The sequence below is a fragment of the Sphingobacterium sp. genome (assembly GCF_032065005.1).
In the GTDB taxonomy this organism is placed as follows: domain Bacteria; phylum Bacteroidota; class Bacteroidia; order Sphingobacteriales; family Sphingobacteriaceae; genus Sphingobacterium.
In genome coordinates this window covers 107,243-127,894 of record NZ_DAMBMM010000002.1, presented here as the reverse complement: position 1 = coordinate 127,894, position 20,652 = coordinate 107,243, and the positions used below count along the sequence as shown (strand labels likewise).

General features: G+C 41.5%; 18 protein-coding genes and 1 riboswitch. Of the genes, 12 read left to right on the top strand and 6 right to left on the bottom strand.

Features of this window, described 5'->3' with window-relative positions:
* The first annotated feature begins 3 nt into the window (after positions 1-3).
* From lpxD to RT138_RS03260, 6 genes are all read left to right on the top strand, one after another.
* Positions 4-1,041, top strand: coding sequence for a UDP-3-O-(3-hydroxymyristoyl)glucosamine N-acyltransferase (gene lpxD / locus RT138_RS03285; RefSeq protein ID WP_313189510.1), 1,038 nt, complete (start codon positions 4-6; stop codon positions 1,039-1,041).
* A gap of 40 nt (positions 1,042-1,081) precedes the next feature.
* Entirely contained in the window at positions 1,082-2,476 is a 1,395-nt protein-coding gene (locus RT138_RS03280) for a bifunctional UDP-3-O-[3-hydroxymyristoyl] N-acetylglucosamine deacetylase/3-hydroxyacyl-ACP dehydratase (protein WP_313189509.1), read from the top strand.
* 10 nt (positions 2,477-2,486) lie between these two features.
* The gene (gene lpxA / locus RT138_RS03275) at positions 2,487-3,281 is read left to right on the top strand and encodes an acyl-ACP--UDP-N-acetylglucosamine O-acyltransferase (RefSeq protein ID WP_185213899.1); all 795 of its coding nucleotides are present in this window, start codon (positions 2,487-2,489) and stop codon (positions 3,279-3,281) included.
* A 19-nt stretch (positions 3,282-3,300) separates the two neighbouring features.
* Entirely contained in the window at positions 3,301-3,921 is a 621-nt protein-coding gene (locus RT138_RS03270; RefSeq protein ID WP_313189508.1) for an ATP-binding cassette domain-containing protein, read from the top strand.
* Positions 3,922-3,990: 69 nt separating this feature from the next.
* Complete coding sequence (gene efp, locus RT138_RS03265) at positions 3,991-4,551, top strand: elongation factor P (RefSeq protein ID WP_185213901.1); 561 nt, start codon at positions 3,991-3,993, stop codon at positions 4,549-4,551.
* 71 nt (positions 4,552-4,622) lie between these two features.
* A complete protein-coding gene (locus tag RT138_RS03260; protein ID WP_313189507.1) occupies positions 4,623-5,192 on the top strand; it encodes a 5-formyltetrahydrofolate cyclo-ligase in 570 nt (189 codons plus the stop codon).
* A gap of 300 nt (positions 5,193-5,492) precedes the next feature.
* Here RT138_RS03260 and RT138_RS03255 read toward each other — a convergent pair whose 3' ends face one another.
* Both RT138_RS03255 and RT138_RS03250 read right to left on the bottom strand, forming a co-directional pair.
* Entirely contained in the window at positions 5,493-6,788 is a 1,296-nt protein-coding gene (locus tag RT138_RS03255; protein ID WP_185213903.1) for an HAD-IB family phosphatase, read from the bottom strand.
* Between the two features lie 23 nt (positions 6,789-6,811).
* Positions 6,812-7,777 (bottom strand): NAD-dependent epimerase/dehydratase family protein, encoded by a 966-nt coding sequence (locus RT138_RS03250; protein WP_313189506.1) that lies wholly within the window; start codon positions 7,775-7,777, stop codon positions 6,812-6,814.
* A gap of 111 nt (positions 7,778-7,888) precedes the next feature.
* Between RT138_RS03250 and RT138_RS03245 the strand changes: the two genes are divergently transcribed.
* The 4 genes from RT138_RS03245 to cydB all read left to right on the top strand — a co-directional run bounded on the left by RT138_RS03245 (position 7,889) and on the right by cydB (position 12,991).
* Positions 7,889-9,076: a formimidoylglutamase gene (locus RT138_RS03245; protein ID WP_313189505.1), complete on the top strand. Its 1,188-nt coding sequence runs from the start codon at positions 7,889-7,891 to the stop codon at positions 9,074-9,076.
* A 26-nt stretch (positions 9,077-9,102) separates the two neighbouring features.
* Positions 9,103-10,425, top strand: coding sequence for a DNA recombination protein RmuC (locus tag RT138_RS03240; RefSeq protein WP_313189504.1), 1,323 nt, complete (start codon positions 9,103-9,105; stop codon positions 10,423-10,425).
* 151 nt (positions 10,426-10,576) lie between these two features.
* Entirely contained in the window at positions 10,577-11,917 is a 1,341-nt protein-coding gene (locus RT138_RS03235) for a cytochrome ubiquinol oxidase subunit I (RefSeq protein WP_313189503.1), read from the top strand.
* A 3-nt stretch (positions 11,918-11,920) separates the two neighbouring features.
* Entirely contained in the window at positions 11,921-12,991 is a 1,071-nt protein-coding gene (gene cydB, locus RT138_RS03230) for a cytochrome d ubiquinol oxidase subunit II (protein ID WP_313189502.1), read from the top strand.
* A gap of 152 nt (positions 12,992-13,143) precedes the next feature.
* Here the strand turns inward: cydB and ggt are convergent, their stop codons facing one another.
* Positions 13,144-14,838, bottom strand: coding sequence for a gamma-glutamyltransferase (gene ggt / locus RT138_RS03225; RefSeq protein ID WP_313189501.1), 1,695 nt, complete (start codon positions 14,836-14,838; stop codon positions 13,144-13,146).
* A gap of 64 nt (positions 14,839-14,902) precedes the next feature.
* On the opposite strand from ggt, the gene RT138_RS03220 reads away from it, so the two are divergent.
* Positions 14,903-15,658 carry an endonuclease/exonuclease/phosphatase family protein gene (locus RT138_RS03220; RefSeq protein WP_185213910.1) on the top strand — a complete coding sequence of 252 codons (756 nt, stop codon included), beginning with the start codon at positions 14,903-14,905 and terminating at the stop codon, positions 15,656-15,658.
* 72 nt (positions 15,659-15,730) lie between these two features.
* Here the strand turns inward: RT138_RS03220 and RT138_RS03215 are convergent, their stop codons facing one another.
* The 3 genes from RT138_RS03215 to RT138_RS03205 all read right to left on the bottom strand — a co-directional run bounded on the left by RT138_RS03215 (position 15,731) and on the right by RT138_RS03205 (position 19,111).
* Positions 15,731-16,060, bottom strand: coding sequence for a nucleotide pyrophosphohydrolase (locus tag RT138_RS03215; protein ID WP_313189500.1), 330 nt, complete (start codon positions 16,058-16,060; stop codon positions 15,731-15,733).
* A 12-nt stretch (positions 16,061-16,072) separates the two neighbouring features.
* Entirely contained in the window at positions 16,073-16,531 is a 459-nt protein-coding gene (gene dtd, locus RT138_RS03210) for a D-aminoacyl-tRNA deacylase (protein ID WP_313189499.1), read from the bottom strand.
* A gap of 126 nt (positions 16,532-16,657) precedes the next feature.
* On the bottom strand, positions 16,658-19,111 hold the full coding sequence (locus RT138_RS03205) for a TonB-dependent receptor (protein ID WP_313189498.1): 2,454 nt from the start codon (positions 19,109-19,111) through the stop codon (positions 16,658-16,660).
* Between the two features lie 57 nt (positions 19,112-19,168).
* A riboswitch (TPP riboswitch) is annotated at positions 19,169-19,299 on the bottom strand.
* A gap of 167 nt (positions 19,300-19,466) precedes the next feature.
* Here RT138_RS03205 and RT138_RS03200 point away from each other — a divergent pair.
* Positions 19,467-20,630, top strand: coding sequence for an amidohydrolase family protein (locus tag RT138_RS03200; protein WP_313189497.1), 1,164 nt, complete (start codon positions 19,467-19,469; stop codon positions 20,628-20,630).
* Positions 20,631-20,652 lie beyond the last annotated feature (22 nt).

Genomic DNA, 20,652 nt, shown 5'->3' with positions numbered 1-20,652 from the left:
TTAATGCAATTTACCGCGGAACAAATAGCGACCTTATTGAAAGGACAGGTAGAAGGGAATCCTGACACCTTAGTCGATCAGTTATCCAAAATTGAGGAGGCTGGTCCTAAGAGCTTGACTTTTTTGGCGAATCCGAAGTACGAACACTTTATATACGATACAGAGGCAGGGATTATCGTGATCAATGAGGATCTAGCCTTGCAGAAAACAGTGAAGGCCACCCTTATCCGAGTTAAGAATGCATATACTGCTTTTACGGAATTGTTGAAGCTGTATGATGAGATGAGGAATGAAAGAAGTGGAATCGATGAACAGGTTTTTATCCATGAAAGTTCAAGCATCGGCCAAAATCCTTATATAGGAGCTTTCAGCTATATCGGAAAGAATGTAGTCATTGGTAACCAAGTGAAGATCTATCCTCAAGTGTATATTGCTGATGATGTAAAGATCGGAGATCATAGTGTTTTATTGCCGGGGGTAAAGGTTTATAAAGATTGCATCATTGGAAATCGGGTCATCATCCATGCTGGATCAGTCATAGGAAGTGATGGTTTTGGATTTGCTCCCAAGGAGGACGGTTCTTATGAAAAGATCCCTCAGATTGGGAATGTCATTATAGAGGATGATGTAGAGATTGGGGCGAATACCGTTATCGATAGAGCAACCTTAGGTTCTACCCGCATATTGAAAGGTGTGAAATTGGACAACTTGATTCAGATTGCCCATAATGTAGAGGTAGGGTCAAATACGGTTATCGCTGCGCAGACAGGGATATCCGGAAGTACAAAGATTGGTGAGAATGTGGTTTTAGGGGGTCAGGTAGGTGTGGTTGGTCATATCAGCATTGCCAAGGGCAGTCAAGTTCAGGCCCAATCTGGAATCAACCGGTCGATATTGGAAGAGAATAAGAAATGGGGTGGGAGCCCAGCATTTCCATACAGCAATGAGCTGCGTTCGCAGGTGCTTTATTCCAAGCTTCCAGAGCTTGAAAAACGCATTGCGGAGTTAGAAAAGCAATTAAATGAAAAAAATAATAGCTAACTTTACAAGATAATTTTTTTGCAAAATACTAATGTTAGATATGAATGTAAAACAGAGAACCATTAAATCTGACGTCCATTTTTCGGGCGTGGGTCTTCATACTGGTAAACAAGTGAATGTGACCTTGAAACCAGCTGCAGAAAACCACTGGTACAAATTCAAACGAGTAGATTTAGAGGGTCAACCAATTGTAAGTGTAGATGTTGATAATGTGAGCAACACTGCGCGGGGAACTACAATTTCTCAAAACGGCGCTTCTGTAAGTACCATCGAACATTTGATGGCAGCATTGGTAGGCTTGCAATTAGATAATGTATTGATTGAGATCGACGCTCCTGAGGTGCCGATCTTGGACGGAAGTTCGGCCATCTTTATCGAGAAGATCCAAGAGGTTGGATTTCAAGACCAGGATGCAGACCGTGATTTCTTTGAAGTAACTGATAATATTCACTATACCGATCCAGAGAACAAGGTAGAGATTGTTGCGATGCCAGTTGATGGTTACCGCATCACCTGTATGATTGACTTTAATTCCCCGGTATTGGGCAGTCAACATGCTTCTATCAGTGACTTGGATGAATTCAGCAAGGAGATTGCTGGATCCCGTACTTTTTGTTTCTTACATGAATTAGAGGCATTGGTAAGCCAAAACTTGATTAAAGGTGGCGATTTGTCCAATGCGATCGTTATTGTAGATAAGGAAGTATCGGAAGGTGAATTGGATAAATTACAGGATCTATTCCATAAACGCGTTGAGGTGGCACAAGAGGGTATCTTGAACAATATATCCTTGCGATACCAAAATGAGCCAGCAAGACATAAGCTGTTGGACATGATCGGTGATTTGGCTTTAGTAGGGAAACCTATCAAAGGACATATTATGGCAGCGCGTCCTGGACATGCAGCCAACGTAGCATTTGCCAAACGTATAAAAGGGCAGATCAAGCGTGAAAAGAACAAAAAGAATGTAAAAGTTTATGACCCGAATACGCCTCCGGTTTACGATACGGTTCAAATCATGAATATTTTACCACATCGTCAGCCATTCTTGATGATCGACAAGATCTTGGAACTGTCGCAGACTCATGTGGTAGGATTGAAGAACGTAACGATGAACGAGGATCTTTTCATGGGTCATTTTCCAGGCGCACCATTATTCCCTGGGGTATTGCAAATTGAAGCAATGGCCCAAACAGGAGGGATCTTGGTGTTGAATACTGTCCCAGACCCAGAAAACTGGTTGACCTTGTTCCTGAAGATCGAGAATGCGAGATTCAAGAACCAAGTAGTGCCAGGGGATACCGTAATTTTCACTTGTGAGTTATTGGAGCCAATCCGTAGAGGAATTGCGAGGATGAAAGGAGTTGGTATGGTAGGTGACAAGGTGGTAAGTGAAGCAGAATTAATGGCCCAGATAGTAAAGGTCAAAGGATAATTAAATAAGAATGATTCAACCATTATCATATATACATCCTGAGGCAAAGATTGCACAGAATGTGGTTATTGAGCCGTTCTCTACCATCCATAAGGATGTGGAGATTGGCGAGGGAACTTGGATAGGCTCGAATGTAACCATTATGAATGGTGCACGAATTGGGAAAAATTGCAGGATTTTTCCTGGAGCTGTTATATCTGGGGAACCTCAGGATTTAAAGTTTGAAGGTGAGATCACGACGGCTGAGATTGGCGACAATACGACCATCCGTGAGTGTGTGACCATCAATAGAGGAACAAAGGACCGATACCGTACCGTAATCGGAAAGAACTGTTTGATTCAAGCATATAGCCATATCGCCCATGATTGTTTTGTAGGCGATAACTGTATCTTTTCAAATTCAAGTACCTTGGCTGGACACATAACCGTAGGAGATTATGTTGTTTTGGCGGGTATGGTTGCCGTACATCAGTTCTGTAAGATCGGTTCGCATGCCTTTGTGACTGGAGGTACCTTGGTCAGAAAGGATGTCCCACCTTATATAAAAGCTGCTAGGGAACCTATTTCCTATGCAGGTATCAATTCTGTGGGATTGAGAAGAAGAGGCTATACCAACGAGCAGATCAATGAGATCCAAGGTATCTATAGGGTACTTTTTGTACAGCACAGTAATTTAGGTAAGGCATTGGATATTGTGGAGGCAGAATTTAAGGCTACCGAAATACGGGATGAGATCCTTGGCTTTGTACGAGCATCCAACCGAGGAGTTGTCAAAGGATTTGGTCAAGGACGATCTGGAATATAAATTTAAACAATACGACTATTTGAATATAATTTTACAAGATATTGGTAGGAGGTATAATAGGGAATGGATTTTTAGACATCTCGATTATACCTTTTCTTTTGGAAAGAGCTATGCTATCCTAGGTCCGAATGGATCAGGGAAATCCACCCTCATCAAAGTGATCACCGGCGCGCTAACGGCAAGCGAAGGGACACTAAAGTTTGAAGAAGGAGGTCAGGAACAGCAAATAGAGCAGATTTTTCAAAAGATAAGCCTTGCTGCGCCCTATGTAGAGTTGATCGAGGAATTCTCGTTGAATGAGATGTTGGAATTCCATTTCAAGTTCAAGGATTACCTACCCGGCTTTAATATGGCACGAATCAAGGATACCTTAGGCTTTGCGAAAAATACCTTTGAAAAGGACATCCGCCATTTTTCATCGGGAATGAAACAGAGGGTTAAATTGATTTTGGCTTGTTGTTCTCAAAGTAAATTGCTATTCTTGGATGAACCTACAAGCAATCTAGATAAAGAGGGTGAACAATGGTACCTGAACTTGATCGAAAAGACCAAGTCCGATCGTATCCTTGTAATCGGATCCAATCAAGAGCATGAATATAACTTCTGTGATGAGCAATTGCAGATCATGAGCTATAAGTAGGGAAGGACTGGTCTTTCATTGGAAACATGGAAGAGATTTTATATTTTTGCGAAAGAAATTATTAAAAATATGGCAAAAGCTTCAGACGTTAAGAGTGGAAATATACTTCGTTTCAATGGGGAATTAGTATCGGTAGAGGAATACATTCACCGTACCCCGGGAAACTTGCGTGCATTCTATCAAGCAAGAATGCGTAATGTTAAGACTGGAAAATTAGTAGAATACAGATTTAGAACAGATGAAGAGGTAGAAATTGCTCGTGTAGAGACCAATGACTACCAATATTTATATGAGGACGGGGAATTTTTCGTGGTGATGGATAACGAGACCTACGAGCAATTCAATATTCCAAAAGTTCTTTTTGGTGATTCAGCTCGTTTCTTAAAAGAAGGAATGAACGTTATCGTGGCATTTGAGAGTGAAGAGGCTATTATGGCCCAAACTCCTGCGAGTGTGGAATTGGAGATCACGTATACAGAGCCTGCAGTGAAAGGTGATACCTCAACGAACGCATTGAAAAATGCTACTGTAGAGACTGGCGTAGAGATCCGTGTTCCTCTGTTCATTAATCAAGGTGATAGAGTAAAAGTGGATACACGTACCGGTGATTACATGGAACGTGTAAAATAAGATCTTAGGTTTAGGTTGATTATTCGGTCTTGTTAGCTCCCATGCTTCAAGGCCGTTTTTTTTATCCAAGCATGAAAAAAGCAGATTTAAGGGCAACATATAAACAAAAAAGGAATGAACTGACCGCGGCGGAAGTGGCCGAACTGGATCAGTTGATCTTCCAGGAATTGACCTCTTATGATTGGTCCAAGATTTCCTATTTACATTGCTATCTAGCCATCGCTAAATTCAAGGAATATGATACGATCAAGTTTATCCATTGGATTTGGGAGCATTATCCCCATACCCAGATCGTAATTTCAAAATCTGACTTTGAAACCCATCAATTAAAGCATTACATCTTTAATTCGGACACCCAGCTCGTCCATAATGCTTGGGGGATTCCAGAGCCAGAGGGGGCGATAGAAGTTGAAACCGGAAAAATTGAGGCTGTTTTGGCTCCACTGTTGGTTGTGGATCATTTTGGGAACCGGATAGGCTATGGTAAAGGCTTTTATGACCGTTTTTTTGCCAGCTGTAATGCTTCGGTGCTAAGGACAGGGATTTCCTACTTTCCTCCCGTGGATTTAATCGAAGATATCGGGGAATGGGATGTTCCTATCGAACTGGTTTTTACTCCGGGAAAAACTTATTGTTTTTAAGCAGTTTTTATTTTCTCTAATAGAAAAAATGGCAGCATAAATACAATTTTATAATACGCTACAACGTTAAAAATAATAATAGATAGCAAAAATTTATTTGAGCCTAGGCTTGAATGGAAAATATGGAGATGGAACTCCTAGGCATTTTCAGTCTGTTGTTTCCTGAAAATAAAAGAAAGTTTGTCTAAAAAGCTAAATAAACAATTTTCGTTATTTACTCCCTGTAATGCTATTGTCGGCATTCGGTTTTGGCAAACCCAAAACATTAGTTTATCCATGCTTTTTAGACAAAAACTTTCTTTACTTATATAAAATCCTGAATTTTATCGTGTTATCGACCTGCTTCAATTGCCTTAACATTTGTTTATCGTAAGCAGCATCGATGTCAGTTACCGCATAACCTATTTCACCTCTCGTCATCAAGAATTGAGAAAAGATATTGATATTGTTCTCTGCGTAGATCTTGTTGATCTGTGCCATGATACCAGGGACGTTCTTATGGATGTGCAGTAGACGGTGCGCCCTTGTCAAACCCGGAAGGGTTAGGTTAGGGAAATTCCTGCTTTGATCTGTATCACCATTGTTGATGAAATCAGCCATACGTCGAGGGATAAATTCCGCATTTCTCTTTTTGTTCTTTTTGTCGTCAAAAACCACAATTCCTTTTTCCGTACAGATCGCTTTTGAGATATGTCCCTTTACATCGCCTAGATAACCGATAGTTTTTAATTTATCTGCTCTTGATAGTACATCATCAGCTATGGTTTCTCCGTTGCCCAATAACAGCATGCCAACATCCTTCACATATTTCTCTTCCAAGGTCTCCTTGACACGGATGGAGAATCCATCCCTTTTCAAGATATGCGCCGCTATTTCAGGAACATCCCCTACAATAAGACATAAGATCCTGTTCTTTGGGTAGGAGATAGCTCTAGGGAGATCATTTACATAAAGGAATTCATCAAAACTTGGTGCGATATGATCCGCTTTATCGGTTACCGACTGCCTGGAAATGTTCTCGGTAAAGGCATAGAACTTTTCGATCAAGCCTGATTCCTTTAATTGGAAGTCTGAATACCCATCACCGATTCCAAAGATCCGACCTTCGATATTGAGCTGTTTTAAGAGCTTTACCTTTCCTCCTTCATCCGATAGGGGGTTGGCTTCATCATAACCGATGATATTTCCATCAGCGTCAAATTTGAAGGTATTGGCGTAGATATTTTCTTTTTTGATATGGTACGGACTGACTACAGGGGTGATAAATTCCTTGAACCCACCGGAAACGATCCAAGCGGTATCCGAATTCTCTCTAAAGAAGTCCTTGTTTCTACTGAAAGATTTGGAAACTTTCTTTTTTAGGTGAGCGATCAGTTTGTCCAAATGTTGACGGTTAGCCTGCAATAAACTTACACGTCCTGCCAAGCTTTCACGGAAAGAGATCTTGCCTTCCATAGCCAAATTGGTGAAGCGCTCGATTTCGTTGTAAATTTTCTCTTGGTCAGGATGGTTTTCTAAGGATATCCTTGCTAATTCGTCTAGGGCTTCGACTTGGGTGAAAGTGCTATCGAAGTCTATGATGTAATAGTTTTTCACTGTATGTTACGTTTAGATTGTTGCTATATATAATAGGCTTCACATACTTCTCTTAGGGTTTGATCTAGAGGTTTAAATGTATAGCCCAATGTTTCCCTTATCTTGGAATTGTCGTATTGTAATTTACTGTTTGCTGCGCGTGCAGACTCTTTGGTCAAGGCAGGTTTCTTCCCGCTGATCACAGCCCCTAATTTTGCTAACCGCCAAGCCACGGAAAGCATCAGTGAGGTTGCCTTGATATGTGGTGCGGGCTTGTTCATCATTTCACTGATCTTGGTCAGCAAATCTTGGTTACTGATGTTCTCAGCATTGAGGATAAACCTTTCGCCGGAAATATCAGAATTCATCAGGAGGATCATGATCTTTGCCACATCGGTAACATCGACGATTCCGACAGAACCTAAAGGATAGATCTTGTTCCCTTTATTTACCATGTTGAAAATGGCACGCGATCCTTTTTCGCTCCAGCCAATACCCATGATAACGGATGGATTGACAATCACAGCGTCCAATCCCTCGGCGACCCCTCTCCAGACTTCCATTTCACTTTCGTACTTGGCCAATGAATATTTGGAGATCTTAGGGTTAAATTCCCATTTGTCATTTTCGGTTACCGGGAGTCCTTTTTTGCTGAATCCCAAAGCGGCAATCGAGCTGACATGGAGCAATCTTTTTTGATGTTCCAAGCAGAGATTGACAATGTGTTTGGTACCCTCAACGTTTGTGTCCATGATCTCAGCGGCATCTTCCTTTTGGTAAGAAACCTTAGCTGCACAGTGATAAACTTGATCGACTTTAGGGATGATGTCCTCGAGAGCGAAATAATCCGTTATCTCAGCATCCACCCATTGGATGAGTGATGAGGACTTTAAGGGGTCAGGAATAATGGAGGTCGATCTTTTCAAAGCAATCACACTATGCCCCTCATCAATGAGGTACTGCAATAATGTAGACCCTAAAAAACCTGTTCCGCCTGTTACTAATATCACTTCCTAACTTATTGTTGAAAAATTATGTAGTTCAAAAGTAAGTTAATAAATGCATATTTGCTAAATACAATAGGATAAACTCAATAAAATTTGAGGAATTAGACAATCAATATGACTTTAGCTGATTTTTTATCACCCATCTCCCTAAAAGAATTAGGTCTTCCAACAGAATATTACAACTCCCAATTCGGTCATTCCATCGAAAAATATACGGATGTATTTCCGCAATGGGATGAGGAAACGGGCTATCCGCAGATTGCTATTTTTGGTGTGGAAGAAGGACGGTCAGCAGTCAACAACAACGGAACGCAAAAAGCACCGGACATGGTCCGCAAGCATCTTTATGATCTCTATCAAGGGGATTATACGGTGAAGATCGCCGACCTAGGGAACATAAAAGCAGGAGCAACGGTAAAGGATACCTATGTGGCCGTAAAGTTGGTCATGGAAGAATTGATGAAAAAAGATATCCTTCCTATACTGATTGGCGGCGGACAGGATCTGACCTATGCGCAATATACTTCGTATGAGAATCTGGAGCAACGTGTAGATGTTGCTGTCATCGATTCTAGGTTTGACCTGGATCAGGAGAATGCCGAGGATATGCCTTTGAATTCGCAGACCTATCTTAACCATTTGATCTTACATCAGCCAGATTATTTGTTCAATCTTAGCAATATTGGTTTTCAGACTTATCTAGTGAGCAAAGAGTCGATCAATATGTATGATAAATTGTTTTTCAATGCCATGCGATTGGGAAGCTTTTCGGGCAAGCTGGACCAAGCAGAGCCTATTATCCGTTCGGCGGATATGGTCAGTTTTGACATTGGTGCCATTCGAGCTTCAGAAGCTTGCGGAAATGCAAATGCAGGGCCTAATGGATTATATGGTGATGAGGCCTGTCAATTGTCAAGATATGCTGGGATGTCCGATAAATGCAGCTCTTTTGGAATCTATGAATACAACCCGACCTTTGATCCGATGGGCCAGACAGGCATGCTGATCGCCCAGATGATCTGGTGTTTCATTGATGGGTTCTATAGCCGTAAAAAGGATGCTCCGATGTATCCGAAATCTAATTATATCATCTACAGAACCACTTTGGAAGCTGAGGACTATGAGTTGGTTTTTGTGAAGAGCAAAAAATCTGACCGTTGGTGGATGCAGGTTCCTTACTTTGGCTCAAAATCTGTCAATGAACGTTTTTACCTAGTGCCATGCCGTTATGAGGATTATCAAATGGCAGTTGCTGGTGAAATGCCGGATCTATGGTGGAAAACCCATCAGAAACTACAGTAATCATATAGTTTATCAATCTGAATAGCGTGGAAGTTGTCTATCTTGTTTCCCTTATCGTCCTTGTTGCTATCTGTGCCTTCCTTATTTGGCGCAATGCAAGGGCTGTGTCTCGGGAAGAGCATAATAGGATGCAGGATGCTGCCAAAGACCTCCAATTGGAATTTGCCAAAATTCAGGAGCGTGAAAAGATCTTGATTGCCGATCGAGACCGCCTGTCCAGTGAACTGCGGGAAGAAAGCATGGCAAGGCAAAGTGTAGAACGGAGTTTGGAAGGGACGAATGCCTACCTACAGGCACAACAAGAGAAATTTGCGGAGCAAAGGCAGGAAATGGAAAACATGAAAGTCCAATTCCACAATGAGTTTCAGGTCATGGCCAATAAGATTTTGGAAGAAAAATCTTTCAAATTTACGCAGTTGAACCAGCAGAATATTTCGCAAGTATTGGATCCCCTTAAAGAGAAGATCAAAACCTTTGAGGAGAAGGTGGAGAAGTCTTATCAGCAGGAATCGGCTGAGCGCAATGTTCTGAAGGGCGTAGTGGAACAATTGATGCAGCAGAGCATACAGATCAAGGATGAGGCAAATAACTTGGCCAGGGCGCTGAAAGGGGATAATAAGAAGCAAGGGAATTGGGGCGAGGTTATTTTAGAGCGTGTATTGGAGCGCTCGGGGCTGATCAAGGACCAAGAATATAAACTTCAGGCTTCCGTGCAGGAGGCGGATGGCAGAAGGTTTCAACCTGATGCCGTGATCTATTTACCCGATGAGAAGCATTTGATTGTCGATGCCAAATTATCATTGCTGGCCTACGAACGGGCTGTAAATGCAGATACCGAGGAGGATCGGCTGATTTTCGTTAAGCAGCATGTACAATCCGTCGAGAACCATGTTAGGGAACTATCTGCCAAGGATTACCATTCGCTATATGGCATACAATCGCCAGATTTCGTTTTACTGTTCATTCCCATTGAGTCTTCGCTAAGCCTAGCGGTAAACTTTAAACCTGAGCTCTTCAGTGAGGCATGGGATAGACGTGTGGTGATCGTGAGCCCTTCGACACTTTTGGCCACGTTGAGGACAATTGCCAGTGTTTGGAAACAGGAAAGGCAGAATAGGAATGTTCTGGAGATCGCGAAGGAAGCGGGATTGTTGTATGATAAGTTTGTCGGTTTCCTGAATGATATGGATCAGCTTCAGGGGATGATCCAAAAAGCCGCGGACAAGCATGATGAGGCCATGAAGAAGCTCAGTTCAGGATCTGGCAATGTGATTCGGAAAATAGAACAGTTAAAGACACTTGGCGCTAAGGCCAATAAACAGATAGGGGACAAATACCTCGAAGATTAACGTCAATGGAATCCTGTTGATGCATTCAGCTAAGAAATTTTCATCGAAAAGACTTAATTCAGGCAAATATGGTATTTTATTAATATTTGTTTGATTTGCAGTTGCAATGCCTTAATTTTAAGGAAAGTTCGACCACAAAACTGATTGTCTAATGGAAGATATGATCCTCTACAACCGCCTGCAATTCGCATTTACCATTACCTTTCACTACCTCTTTCCGCAATTGACCATGGGGCTTTCACTCATGATCGTTTATTTCAAATGGAGATTTCTAAGGACCAATAACATCATCTATAATGATGCTTCCAAGTTCTGGATGAAGATCTTTGCGCTGAATTTTGCGATGGGAGTGGTGACGGGGATTCCGATGGAGTTCCAGTTTGGGACAAATTGGGCGAAGTTTTCGGAATTGACGGGTGGGATAATTGGCCAGACCTTGGCGATGGAGGGGATGTTTTCCTTTTTCTTGGAGTCCTCCTTTCTAGGGATGTTTATTTTTGGGGAGAAACTCTTGGGACATAAGCTCCATTTCGTAGCAGGTCTGATGGTCTTTATCGGTTCGTGGGCATCAGGTTACCTGATATTGGCGACCCATTCCTGGATGCAGCATCCGGTCGGCTATGAGATTTTGGAAAACGGAAAGTTTGTGCTCAACAACTTTTCTGCACTGTTTACCAATCCTTGGTTGCTACCTTCTTACCTGCACAACCAAGCGGGGTCTTTGGTAACTGCAGCATTCTTTGTTTCGGCAGTAGGAGCATTCTACCTGTTGAGCAATCTGCATGCGGAATATGGAAAGATATTTTTAAAGACAGGCGTTGTTTTTGGTTTGATAGCTTCGATTGCTGTGGCTTTTCCAACGGGGGATATGTTGGCCAAGAATGTGGTAAAGCATCAGCCGGCTACCTTTGCTGCCATGGAAGGTATCTTTGAAACCGAAACTGGGGGCTCTGAGATTATATTAATCGGGCAGCCGGATATGGAGAACAAAAAACTTGATAATAAGATCGCTGTGCCGAAGGTTTTGAGTTTCTTGACCCATCAACGTTGGGATGCCACCATTCAAGGGCTCAATGAATTTGATGAAGATATCCACCCGACAAACGTTCCTGGCTTATACTATAGTTATCATATCATGGCAGGATTGGGCACCATCTTTATTGGGATCATGATGATTGCCGCATTTCTTTTGTGGAGGAAAAAGCTTTATGAAAATAAATGGATCCTGTGGGTTTTGATGTTTATGATTCCATTTCCCTATATCGCCAATACGGCAGGTTGGTACACGGCAGAACTGGGCAGACAGCCCTGGTTGGTCTTCAACCTGATGCGGATGGTCGATGGAGTCTCTCCTACGGTTTCTTCCGGTAATACCCTGTTTACTTTATTGGGGTTTGTAGGGCTGTATATTTTATTGGGTCTGCTGTTCCTGATGCTGGTATTGAAGATCATCAGAAAAGGTCCTGAAACTAATTTAGCACTAAAATCATAGCTTATGGAAATGTTTTGGTTTATCATTTTGGTCTTTATGTTGGGCATGTACGTGGTACTGGATGGATATGATTTTGGAGCTGGTATTGTTCATCTTTTATTTGCAAAAACTGATGAGGAGCGGGCAGCCATCCGCAATGCAATCGGTCCTTTTTGGGATGCCAATGAGGTTTGGTTGATTGCATCGGGAGGTGTTCTGTTTTTCGCATTTCCTACTTTATATGCATCGGCTTTCAGTGGGTTTTACTTGCCATTGATGCTGGTACTATGGTTTTTGATCTTTAGGGCGGTTGGCTTGGAGCTTCGTGGACAGATCCATAATAAATTGTGGGAAAGGTTTTGGGAGAAGGCATTTGGCATGGCGAGTCTGTTTCTGGCCCTTTTCTTTGGGGCTGCATTGGGAAATGTGGTGCGTGGAGTGAATCTAGGCATGGTAGAGAATGGTGTGTCTACACAAGAACCCCATTATTTCTTCCTGCAATTATGGAATCCCACCCTAGATCCTATGTCTGATGTTCATGGCATCATTGACTGGTTTACGATTTTATTGGGTATTGTTTCTGTATTTACGCTTACCATTCATGGTGCCAACTGGATCATCCTCAAAACCTCTACTGGCTTGAACCAAAGGTTGAAAGGCATCATTTTCAAATTGAATATTGCCCTTGCTTTTTTAGTGGTCCTGACAGCGGGTTTATGGCAATATGTAAAACCATTTCCACTCAATAACCTAATCGGACATGCCTGGTTATGGATTTTTCCTGTAATCGCTGGGGTAGGTTTGATAGGTCAGTTCTGGATCAAGAAATTTAAGAAAGATGGTATGGGATTTCTTTTCTCTACCTTGTTTATCCTGGGAAGCTTTGCAACGACCGTTGCTTCACTCTTCCCAAATGTACTGCCATCAACAAATTCCGTCAATCCATCCCTAACGGTCTACAATGTCGCCGGCCATGAATACGGCCTATCCGTGGGTGTAAATTGGTTCGTGATAGCCTTCCTGCTGGTAGTCATTTACTTTATCATCCAATTCAGGGTATTTAAAGGCAAGCTGGATGATGTGGGGTATCATTAGGGCTAGATGTGAGATGGGAGATATGAGATTTGAGAACCTTCAAACGAGTAGTTTTTGAAGATTTAAAGGAAGATGTAAACTTAAATGAGATATGAAATTTTTGACAGTTTATTCTATCTCAAATCTCACATCTCAATTCTAATATCTACGATTTAGTACCCCCTCGCTTGGTCATCGCCTCTATGGTCGGCTCCGGTTTGGAGTTTTCCGTTTTTGAGGATAACGATGTTTTCTACGCGGCCGATAGCACCTCTTTTATTGATTTTGTAACCGTCTTCTTCAAGGCTTTGGCGTGTTTTGTCGTTGATTGCTTTTTCTTCAACGTCGATTACGTCGGGTTGCCATTGATGGTGGAAACGGGCTGCTGACACGGATTCTTGTGCAGTCATGTCGAATTCCAATACGTTTAAGATGGTTTGGAATACCGAAGTGATGATCGTGGAACCACCTGGCGTACCAACAACCATTTTCAGTTTTCCATCTTCTTCGATGATGGTTGGCGTCATGGCGCTAAGCATTCTTTTTCCGGGTTCGATGGAGTTTGCTTTACCACCAAGAAGGCCGTACATATTTGGTGAACCTGGTTTTACGGAGAAGTCATCCATTTCATTGTTCAATAGGAATCCTGCACCATCTACCCAGACACAGGATCCGTAAGAACCGTTGATGGTTGTGGTCAAGGAAACGGCATTGCCATTCTTGTCCACGATGCTATAGTGGGTAGTTTCTTCTGATTCGTAACCTGGGAACTTGGCAGCTTTCACCTGGTCGCTAGGGGTAGCTTTATCCAAGCTTACCTTAGCCATACGGTCCTGGTTGAATTTGGCATCGGTCAGGTTTGCGATCGGTACGCGGTAAAAGTCAGGGTCACCTAAGTGGGTAGCTCTGTCTGCATATACACGACGTTCAGCCTCGACCATGGCACGTACGGTGCTATCATGTTGGAATCCCCATTTTGCAAGGGGGTATTTCTCAACGGACTGCAATAATGCCATCAAAGCCACCCCTCCGCTAGAAGGAGGAGGCATAGAAATCACTTTATAGTTTTTGTAGGTGCCTACAATAGGATCTCTCCAGCTTGCCTGATAATCTTCAAGGTCCTTTAAGCTGATGATTCCATTGCCACGTTTCATTTCTGCAACGATGTATTCGGCAGTCTGTCCCTTATAGAAGCCATCACGTCCTTGTTCAGCAATACGCTTCAAGGTTTCAGCCAATTCAGATTGTACGAATAGGTCGCCTTCTTTCCATTCCGTATCGCGGATGATTGCAGCGCCATTAGGATTGAATTTTTGGAAACGGGCTTTGTAGCGGTTGAATTCGCCAGCCTGTTGTTTGGTGATCGGGAAGCCTTTCGTTGCTAAGTCGATGGCGGGTTGAATCAAGTCTTTCCAAGCGATAGTGCCATATTTTTTGTAGGCAGCATCCATCCCCGCAACAGATCCCGGTACGCCAGAGGCCAATTGTCCGTAAAGACTCAGGTCTGTAATAGGGTTTCCATCTTTGTCCAAGTACATGTCTCTGGAAGCTTTTTGGGGTGCTTTTTCGCGGAAGTCAAGGGATGATACCGAACCATCTCTGCCACGAAACACCATAAATCCACCTCCCCCAAGGTTTCCAGCATTAGGGTAGACTACTGCTAGAGCAAATTTTACAGCAATTGCTGCATCAACAGCATTTCCGCCCTTTTTTAAAATCTCTACTCCCACCTCTGATGCAATTGGGTGAGCCGTCACAACTGCTCCATTTTCATATTCGGTTTGGTTGGAAGCAGTCTGTTGATTAACTGAGCAAGAGCCCAGAAAAAAGACGATAAAGAATAAATAAATCAAATTAGGTTTTTTCATGTCGCTAAGATAATAAATTGGTATTATTAGATGAATTATATTAACTTCAATCAAATTTTTAATTATGCGAATACTGAGCCTGATCCTATTGCTTTTTGTGTCCATGCAACTGAAAGCGCAAACCGTAAAAATCCTGACCTACAATATTCACCATGCCAATCCACCATCCACTCCTGGGAAAATTGATATTGAAGCTATCGCAAAGGTAATCAATGATGCGAATGCTGATATTATCGGTATCCAGGAAGTTGATATCAACGTCTCTCGTTCGGAAATGGTCAATCAGGCAGAGAAACTTGCAGAACTTACAGGAACTGAATATTTCTTCTCTAAAGGGATCGACCTGGAGAAAGGCTATTATGGCATTTTGATCTTGAGTAAACATAAGATCGTAGGTAAAAGGAGATATGATCTTCCTATGCCTGTGAAAAGTGAAAATCGTTCTTTGGCGATTGTAGATGTAGAGTTGCCAGGAGGAAAGGTCGTTTCATTGGCTAATACGCATCTGGACCTAAAGGAAGAGAACAGGATCGCGCAAGCGGAATTCATCAATGAGCTTGGGGAGCTATATAAAAAGCCTTTGATCTTGGTAGGGGATTTGAATGCAAAACCGGAGTCTAAGCCAATTCAGATCCTTGAAAAATATTTTGTAAGAAATACGACATCCAATCAGCCTACATCTCCGAATGTTAATACAAAGAATGAAATCGATTATATCATGGTGCTAAAGAACCAGGATTTTAATTGGAAAAAGTATCAAGTGATCAAAGAAGAGTATGCTTCGGATCATTTGCCTTTGTATGCGGAGATTGAGTTTTAGATATGAGATGTGAGATCTGAGATTTGAGATAGAAAGGTTAATATCTCAAATCTCATGTCTCACATCTCAATACTACCTTTTCAGCTTCTCATTATTTTTATGGCGATCTGCATCGCGCATATTTTTCTTGTCAAGGTTTTTTTCTAGTGCAGAGGTCAGGTCTATACCGGTCTGATTCGCAAGACAGATCAGTACAAAGAGTACATCGGCCATTTCATCTGCTAGGTTGACTTCCTCATCTGATTTTTTAAAAGACTGTTCACCGTACTTTCTGGCCATAATGCGGGCTACCTCGCCGACTTCCTCCATTAGCATGGCAGTATTGGTCAGTTCGTTGAAGTAACGAACTCCCGTGGTACTGATCCATTGGTCTACAATTTCCTGAGCTTCTTTGATTGTCATGTTTGTATGTGTTTAGAAGTTGTCTTTGTCTTTGGTATTCATGATTATGGTAACTGGACCATCGTTTCGGAGGTCGATTTTCATGTCAGCGCCGAAAATCCCCATTTGTACTTCCTTTCCCAGAAGGTCTGATAGATACTTTCCCATTTCTTCATACATAGGTTTTGCCTTGTCGGGCTTGCCAGCACGGATAAAAGAAGGGCGATTCCCTTTCTTGGTCTGAGCAAATAAGGTGAATTGGGATATCAATAGGATGTTGCCTTGGATATCCTGAACGGATTTGTTCATTAAGCCTTGTTGGTCTGAAAATATCCTCAGATTGACTATTTTCTGTCCCAACCATTGAAGGTCTTCCTTTGAATCCTCTTCTTCTACACCCAAAAGAACGAGTAAACCATCTTCAATTTGTCCTGTAATCTGATCGTCTACCGTACATGATGCATTGGTCACTCTTTGAATTACTGCTCGCATGGCTTAAAAGTATTATTTAATTCGGTATTGGCAAAATCAATTGGGCAATCGGATTTCAAAAGGCCCAAAAAGCGAAAATGCCCTTCCGAATGAACGAAAGGACATCTTCTGTGGGGTTTGGTACTATTAAAATCTAATATTTAATCCTAGCATGGCATTGGTTTCCGCCTGCGGATAATAGAAATTGAAATAATCTCTCTTTCCTACAGATTCCATGATCATGCTGTATGTATAACCTGAGGTTGCATATTTTTCGTTGAAGATATTGTTGATCATCAGGTTTAAGTCTACGTTTTTAAGGCCAAATACCGAGAAGGAATAGATCGCCTGGAAATTGTTGACGAAAGAAGGAGCGATGCTTCTGTTCACTTCGGAGGTATTGTCGAGGTATATTCTCGAGATGTACTTGCTCAAAAAGCTGAAGCTTAATGATTCAATCGGTTTATAGGTAAAATTATTGGATAAGACCACTGCCGGTGATTTTGCAATATCCGTAGTTTCATGCGTAATCAAATCATACTTCACAAAATCGAAATCATCACTATAAACAGGGATGTTTTCTACAAAGTTTTTGATCTTGTTTTGCGATAAAGCCGCGGTTGCTGACCAAATGAATTTAGGATGGATTCTCCAACTTCCATCAAGCTCAAATCCCATTCGATAACTTTTGTCTACATTTATCCTTACCGCAGAACCCACATCGTTCAATGCCCCTGTTGGTATCAACTGATCTTTATAAAGCATGGCATATAGGTTTGCTCCGATATTGATGTTTTCGGCTCTGTAGCGGTATCCAGCCTCAATATCCTGCATCTTCTCTGTCTTCGGAATTGCACCTATTGGGTTTTCTACATAATCGTTTCTAGTAGGCTCTTTGCTCGCAAAGGCGTAAGAAGCGTATAGGTTGGAATTGCCGCTCAAGAAATATGTAACACCTGCTTTTGGGTTGATAAAGTTGTGGGTGTCCTCAAATGTGAAGTCTTTTATCTTATCATCATCGCCTTTTCCATTATAAACTATGTTCCTGTACTGGACATCCAGATTGAAAAGGAAATTTTCTAGTCTATAATCTGCCTTTGCGTAAAAGTTGAAGTCATTTTTATTCGCATGGCTAAAGTAGTATCTGTCCTTGAGTTTATCCTCTGGAACTTGATCTGCCCAGATTACTTCACCATAGTGATCGCCTTTGTACTGGTTATAAGCACCACCAAAAGTGAAGTTCAGGTTGTTGGAGGGTTTATAGAGCAGGGAATAGGTCAAGCCATAGAAATGATTGTCCAACCACCTTCTCCTTATCAAATCGGTATCTTTAATCGTATTGCCGTTTGCCACTACTGGATCAATTCCATAATGGTCTAATCCATCCATTGGTCTGAATTCTTCATAATATCCAGCGCCGCGGGTATAGTGAAGAGCCGTATTGAAGGTCATTTTTTCAGAAGGACGGTAGGAGTAGTTCAGATGGGCATGCGTCTGCGTATAGTTATCCGTCTGGTTATCGTAAGTATAATAGTTATATTTTCGATCTCCATTTAAGAATCTCTCACGCTCTTCGTCGAATAACCAAAGGTTATCGGCATACTCCTCAATCCTTTCTTTATTGCCAGTAAATAATGGTTCAGCAAGTCCGTACCAAGCTTGGTAAGTTTTTTCCTTACCTGAAAACACGGTGGCTTTTAAGGTATGCTTATCCGTATACATGCCTGCATCAACATAGAAAGATTTTAAATTGGACGAAGCTCTATCTACATAGCCATCCGAAGAGATCCTAGATAACCTAGCATTAAATGCGAATTTATCGTTGATCAGTCCTGATCCAGCTTTTAAGGTGTTTTTCCAAGAGTTATAGGAACCAAAGGAGTTATTGAACTCTAGGTAGGGCTTCGTTTCCAGGGCGTCTGTCTGGAAGTTTAAAGATGCTCCAAATGCCGCAGGGCCATTTGTAGAAGTTCCGATACCTCTTTGAATCTGAATGCTCTCTGTACTGGAGGCAAAATCAGGAAGGTTTACAAAGAAGGAGCCCATGCTTTCAGGGTTGTTCAAAGGGATGCCATTCAAAGTGACATTGATGCGTTCATTGTCGGATCCACGAATGGTCATGTTTGTATATCCGATTCCAGCACCTGCATCAGAACCGATCACGACACCAGGAGTTTGGTCTAAGAGATATGGAATATCTTGTCCGAGGTTATTTTTCTTGATGTCTTCCTTATTGATGGTTTTAAAGGTAGTCGCGGAATTTTCTTTCGCACGTGTTGCTGTTACATAAACTTCCTCGAATTCGTACACATTGTCTTTTAATTGAATGGAAAAATTAGCTTGATTTTTCGGATTTATTCTTAAAATCTCGGATTTATAACCAATAAAAGAAATTTTTAAGTCATGGAAGCCTGCGCTTAGATTGTCAAAAACGACAATTCCGTCTTTATTGCTGGATTTGGATTGTCCGTCGATGGACACAGTTGCGGCATCTGCAGGTGCTCCAGATTTGTCTAAAACCCTAACAGTGAAGTTTTGTTGAGCAAAGCTCGCAAGTACTAGCAAACATAAGGCTAAAGTTGCCCAAAGCTTGTTAAACATAATAAAAAAAATGTTTTAAAGAGTTAAACTTTCTTGCTGTAAGGGGTCACAACAAGTTCTATTTAACCGCCCTTTCCCTACGCTGGCATTATCCAGATCAGGTATGTATTTCTTGTAATCACTTGAAATACAGGGTATAATCTCAGCCTTTGTTCGTGTTTTTCAACAAGGCACCCCTATTCGATAGCGCAAAGCTAGCCTTTTGGATAAATAAAACAAAATTTAAATATTATTGTAACAAATTCGTAATTATTATTTTATTAGTTAAACTGATAGTATTTTTTTGTAAATTGCCTGCATTGCCATCAATGGGCAAATTACGCTAACTTTAAAAAAACGGAACTATTAATTTCTTATGAAGTATTACGCTGCTGATGTTGTGTTTCCTGTTGCCGGGCCTGCTATTAAAAAGGGGGTAGTCGCGATGGATGATCAAGGGATTGTGAAAGGTGTTTTCAATCCAGGTGAAATAGATGAAAATTTAGTGGAACAATTCAAAGGAGCTTTAATTCCTGGATTTGTAAATGCTCATTGTCATCTGGAACTTTCCCATTTATTAGGTGTTGTGCCTAGAAGTACAGGATTACCTAACTTCCTTTCTGCTGTAATCAATGAACGCGGAAACCATGAAAGCAAGTTGGAAGCTGCCATGGAAGAAGCTGACAAAATGATGTATGAGAACGGCATCCAAGCTGTCGGCGACCACGTGAACTCTGCAGTTACCGCTAAGATCAAGGAAAACAGCCCTATCAAATACCATACGTTTGTTGAAGTAATGGCAACCAATAAGGAAGATGTAGTTACAAGAATCGACAATGCCAAGGAAATTGAATTCCATTTTGATTACAAACATTCCTCAATCACCCCTCACGCGCCTTATTCTGGTTCTAAATTCTTATTTAAGACCTTGAAAAAAGCAATCAGCGAAGATAATATCATCAGTATCCACAATCAGGAAAGTGACGAAGAGAACAAGCTTTTCCGTTATAAGAAAGGTGAATTCTTGGAGTTTTTCAAGAAGATGGACATGGTGATGGAAGATTTTAGAGCTCAAGCAAGAAACTCTCTGCAATCCTTTTTGCCCTATATCCCTAGCAAGAATAAATTGATCCTAGTGCACAATACCTATACTTCGATTAAGGACTTGGATTTTGTGGATAGAATGGGTAGATCGGTTTATTTCTGTTTCTGTCCAAAAGCCAACTTATATATCGAAGATAGAATTCCTAAAATCGACAATTTCTTGTTGGGAGGCCATGACATCGTGATTGGTACCGACAGCCTAGCGTCAAACGATACATTGGATATTTTAGAGGAATTGAAGGTTATCCACCAAGAGTTTCCGGAATTGGACTTCAATGAGACCATCAAATGGGCTACCTTGAACGGTGCTAAGGCTTTGAACTTGGAAAGCGAATTAGGCTCTTTGGAAGTAGGCAAGAAACCAGGCTTGGTGCTGTTGGAAGGAATGGATACATTCAAACTGAACCCGAAAGTTAAGGTTAGAAGAATTAGATAGTTTCTAATTCTATTTCTTCTTT

Bases quoted from the DNA above. Each gene is read 5' to 3' on its own strand.
- lpxD (WP_313189510.1), top strand. From the start codon at position 4: ATGCAATTTACCGCGGAACAAATAGCGACCTTATTGAAAGGACAGGTA.
- RT138_RS03280 (WP_313189509.1), top strand. From the start codon at position 1,082: ATGAATGTAAAACAGAGAACCATTAAATCTGACGTCCATTTTTCGGGC.
- lpxA (WP_185213899.1), top strand. From the start codon at position 2,487: ATGATTCAACCATTATCATATATACATCCTGAGGCAAAGATTGCACAG.
- efp (WP_185213901.1), top strand. From the start codon at position 3,991: ATGGCAAAAGCTTCAGACGTTAAGAGTGGAAATATACTTCGTTTCAAT.
- RT138_RS03260 (WP_313189507.1), top strand. From the start codon at position 4,623: ATGAAAAAAGCAGATTTAAGGGCAACATATAAACAAAAAAGGAATGAA.
- RT138_RS03245 (WP_313189505.1), top strand. From the start codon at position 7,889: ATGACTTTAGCTGATTTTTTATCACCCATCTCCCTAAAAGAATTAGGT.
- RT138_RS03235 (WP_313189503.1), top strand. From the start codon at position 10,577: ATGGAAGATATGATCCTCTACAACCGCCTGCAATTCGCATTTACCATT.
- cydB (WP_313189502.1), top strand. From the start codon at position 11,921: ATGGAAATGTTTTGGTTTATCATTTTGGTCTTTATGTTGGGCATGTAC.
- ggt (WP_313189501.1), bottom strand. From the start codon at position 14,838: ATGAAAAAACCTAATTTGATTTATTTATTCTTTATCGTCTTTTTTCTG.
- RT138_RS03220 (WP_185213910.1), top strand. From the start codon at position 14,903: ATGCGAATACTGAGCCTGATCCTATTGCTTTTTGTGTCCATGCAACTG.
- RT138_RS03215 (WP_313189500.1), bottom strand. From the start codon at position 16,060: ATGACAATCAAAGAAGCTCAGGAAATTGTAGACCAATGGATCAGTACC.
- dtd (WP_313189499.1), bottom strand. From the start codon at position 16,531: ATGCGAGCAGTAATTCAAAGAGTGACCAATGCATCATGTACGGTAGAC.
- RT138_RS03205 (WP_313189498.1), bottom strand. From the start codon at position 19,111: ATGTTTAACAAGCTTTGGGCAACTTTAGCCTTATGTTTGCTAGTACTT.
- RT138_RS03200 (WP_313189497.1), top strand. From the start codon at position 19,467: ATGAAGTATTACGCTGCTGATGTTGTGTTTCCTGTTGCCGGGCCTGCT.